This window comes from Candidatus Villigracilis sp., assembly GCF_057083605.1.
This window is the reverse complement of sequence record NZ_JBXMTI010000007.1, coordinates 1-3,137: the sequence shown is the minus strand read 5'-3', so window position 1 is coordinate 3,137 and position 3,137 is coordinate 1. Positions and strand designations below refer to the sequence as shown.

Annotated in this window: 4 protein-coding genes; all 4 read left to right on the top strand. The window is 46.8% G+C overall.

What is annotated here, in order from left to right; genetic code table 11:
* Positions 1–471: 471 nt before the first annotated feature.
* Positions 472–1,311 (top strand): hypothetical protein, encoded by an 840-nt coding sequence (locus AC14M5_RS01690; protein ID WP_484027889.1) that lies wholly within the window; start codon positions 472–474, stop codon positions 1,309–1,311.
* 53 nt (positions 1,312–1,364) lie between these two features.
* A complete protein-coding gene (gene add, locus AC14M5_RS01685) occupies positions 1,365–2,387 on the top strand; it encodes an adenosine deaminase (protein ID WP_484027888.1) in 1,023 nt (340 codons plus the stop codon).
* 325 nt (positions 2,388–2,712) lie between these two features.
* Positions 2,713–2,883 (top strand): 50S ribosomal protein L34, encoded by a 171-nt coding sequence (gene rpmH / locus AC14M5_RS01680; RefSeq protein ID WP_484027887.1) that lies wholly within the window; start codon positions 2,713–2,715, stop codon positions 2,881–2,883.
* Positions 2,884–2,919: 36 nt separating this feature from the next.
* Positions 2,920–3,137 (top strand): ribonuclease P protein component (gene rnpA / locus AC14M5_RS01675; RefSeq protein ID WP_484027886.1); only part of this gene is annotated, 218 nt, incomplete at its 3' end.

The window sequence follows — 3,137 nt, the reverse complement described above, 5'->3', positions numbered from 1 at the left end:
GGCTCAGCCGTATGGTTTTTGGTTTCCGTCTTCTCATACTCAACTCCGCAAAAGAAACTGTATGAGAAGTATAAGGTTGTCAAGCTGTCACGACTATGTTGAATTACTTTTCAAACACACCACTAGTTCATTTTCAGGCGTTTCTTATGGATTGATTCTGGGTTTTAGATTCAGTACAATGTGTTCATTAGCCAGATTTCAAAGTGACAGGGAGTGAACCATGAACGAACATCAGACTTTGGTTGAAAAACAAGAAGAGGCTCGACGGTCAATACTTGCGCTGAGAGATAAAATGTCGACCGGTGCTGTTTTGAATTTGGCTGGCCGTTTATTTCCAAACTCAATTTCCGAGAATAGCCCGGCCTACTGGATTCTGCAGATTGTTTTTCTTAATGCAGTGATCCTTGTCCCGGGGCTGTCGCTGATATTGGCATTCGGCGAGACCACACGGCTACCGGATAATATTGCCGCATGGTACACGGCGGTGGGTTGGCAATTTATGCATTTCTTCTGGCGCATATCCTGTTTCGAACAGTGCTCAGCACAATTTCCGATCACATCATCAACAAAATTACCAACCCTGAAGATCTTTCCACCCTTGGCGAGTATTGCCGGTCATCGTCCACCTCCACATATGCCTATTTGGTGGCGGGCGGCGTCATATGGAGCATAGCCGTTCTTATCCTTTTGGGATTCAATGGTTACGGGTTAACCTATATGACGATTCCTACAGGTTTCCTGATAGGTGGAAGTTTTCAGATTGTATTTTGGGCAATCGGCTTGACCAATCTATTGACCGATTTTCAATATGACTTGAACACATTCACCCCGGTTAATTCGGAGGTGGTTGCCAGACTCTCCGGCATGGCGAATCGAATCATCTACCTGACTGGGGCGTTTTTTGTGGTTTTGACTCTCCTGACTTCCTCACCGTTGTTCGGCAGGGAGGTGAACGAGGTGTTCGCCATTCCGCTGTTCGCCATTCCGCTGACTGTAATCGGCTGGATCATTATCATCATTCAATTCATCGTCCACCGTTCCACGATCAATGGAATCGTCGAAAAGGAGCGCTGGACAAGCCTCAACAAGCTTCAACTGCAAATGAACACCCTCCAAACCACCGAAGACCTTTCGAACAAGGATGTTTCCGAACGACTTTTGCGCCTGGCTGATCTGCATGAACGGATTCGGGCCGATCGTTATGGTGGCTTTGACCTCAAATCTCTGACGAGTCTCGTTACTCAGTTGATGTTGCCCTTGCTTGGTTTGTTGTTGGGGAATATTGATAAGATCATAGAGTTTCTGAATTGACCCCACTCCCTGCGCCGAGGACGGCGGCTTGAGTACACAATAAGCAGGCATCCATGAAAAACTTCGACCCCAAATACAACGATATCCCCAAAACTGAAATCCACTGCCACCTCGAAGGCGCGATCCGTACGCAGACCATTATTGACATTGCGCGGGAATACAATTTAAAACTACCTTCTTATGAAGCTGCTGAATTGGACAAGCATGTCAAGGTCTACGACCAGTTGCGTGACCTGCAAGCCGTATTGGATGCATTCAAGATTTTTCAGAACAGCATTACCTCACCTGCTGTCTTTGAGCGCATTGCATGGGAGTTGTTTGAAGATTGTGCGAAACAAAATATCAAATTGTTTGAAGTCCGCTTTTCGCCAGATTGGGCCTTTCATGGTCACAACGTGAATTGGGATGCCTGCCTCGATGGCCTATTGCGTGCCAAAGAACGCGCGGAGGGGGGGTTCGATATGGCGATTGGCATCATCGCCATCACATCACGCGGCATGGGCGCTGAGTCATGTATTAAAACAGTGGATTGGGCAATTCGCCATAAGAAACATATTCAAGCTGTTGACCTGGCCGATGGGGAGTTGTTTTATCCTGCAAAGGATTTTGTAAAACCCATCCTGAAAGCCAAAGATGCAGGCTTGAAAGTTACTATCCACACGGGGGAAGATACGCCAGTATCCTTTGTTATAGATACCATTAATAACTTTCACCCAGACCGCCTTGGGCATGGCATTCACAGCATCGAAGATATGAAGGCAGTGGAACTGATAAAGGAGAAGGGGATTACCTTGGAAGTAAACCCCTGGAGCAATTACCTCACCAATTCTGTGTCAACCATTGAGTCGCATCCGCTCAAAAAGTTATTCGACCTTGGCTTGCGCGTAACCATTAACTCTGATGACCCCGAAGTCTTGGAAACCAATGTCAACAACGAATATCGCATTGCGCATGAGATATTGGGGATGAGCATGGAAGATATTACCCTCTGTAACCGCTTTGCTTTTGAGTCATCCTTCATTGATGAGTCTACAAAGCAAAGAATATGGGACAAATACTTTACAATAGGGCCCTAAAGTTTTAAAGAACTTTAAAGCCTCCCAAAAATTGCCCCATGGCTTTCGCGAAATCGGGAAGTTCTTAACACTAATTGCACGAATGTACAACTGGCGCGAATAAAGGCGGAGAAATTCGTAAAATTCGTCAATTCGCGGCATTCGCGTTTAGGGTTTGCCATCAAACCAAGAGCCCGTTTATGGACTTTGGAAAGACCACAAAATTGTTCCTAATCCAAATTGACCGAATCAGAACCAATGGGGTATAATTTTGCGCCACTAACTGACAGCCAACTCCCTGCTATGGGGTTTGCAATCATCTTTACATAATAAGGAAGTATTTCGAATGGTAAAAAGAACATACCAACCCAAGATCCGCCGCCGCGTGCGTGTACACGGTTTCCGAAAACGCATGTCTACGGCTGACGGTCGCAACGTACTCAAGCGCCGCCGTTTACGCGGCCGCCATAGACTGACTGTTAAATCCAACGAGCATGTAAAGAAGACTCGTTGGTAAGATCATTATCGAGCGAATATCACTATTGAGGTACGGGTGCAGAGAAGATTTCGACTGTCCCGATCTGAAGATTTCAAGCGGGTGCGGCGAACGGGAAAGTCCTATGCCCATCCGCTTGTTGTGTTAGTAGCACAACCCAATCAGTCACAAGAGATCAAAGTAGGGGTGACTGCCGGGAAAACGGTTGGGACAGCCATATCCCGCAACCGGGCCAAACGATTGTTGCGCGAAGTGATGCGCTCCATGCTTCCCTC

Bases quoted from the DNA above. Each gene is read 5' to 3' on its own strand.
- AC14M5_RS01690 (WP_484027889.1), top strand. From the start codon at position 472: ATGGTACACGGCGGTGGGTTGGCAATTTATGCATTTCTTCTGGCGCAT.
- add (WP_484027888.1), top strand. From the start codon at position 1,365: ATGAAAAACTTCGACCCCAAATACAACGATATCCCCAAAACTGAAATC.
- rpmH (WP_484027887.1), top strand. From the start codon at position 2,713: ATGGTAAAAAGAACATACCAACCCAAGATCCGCCGCCGCGTGCGTGTA.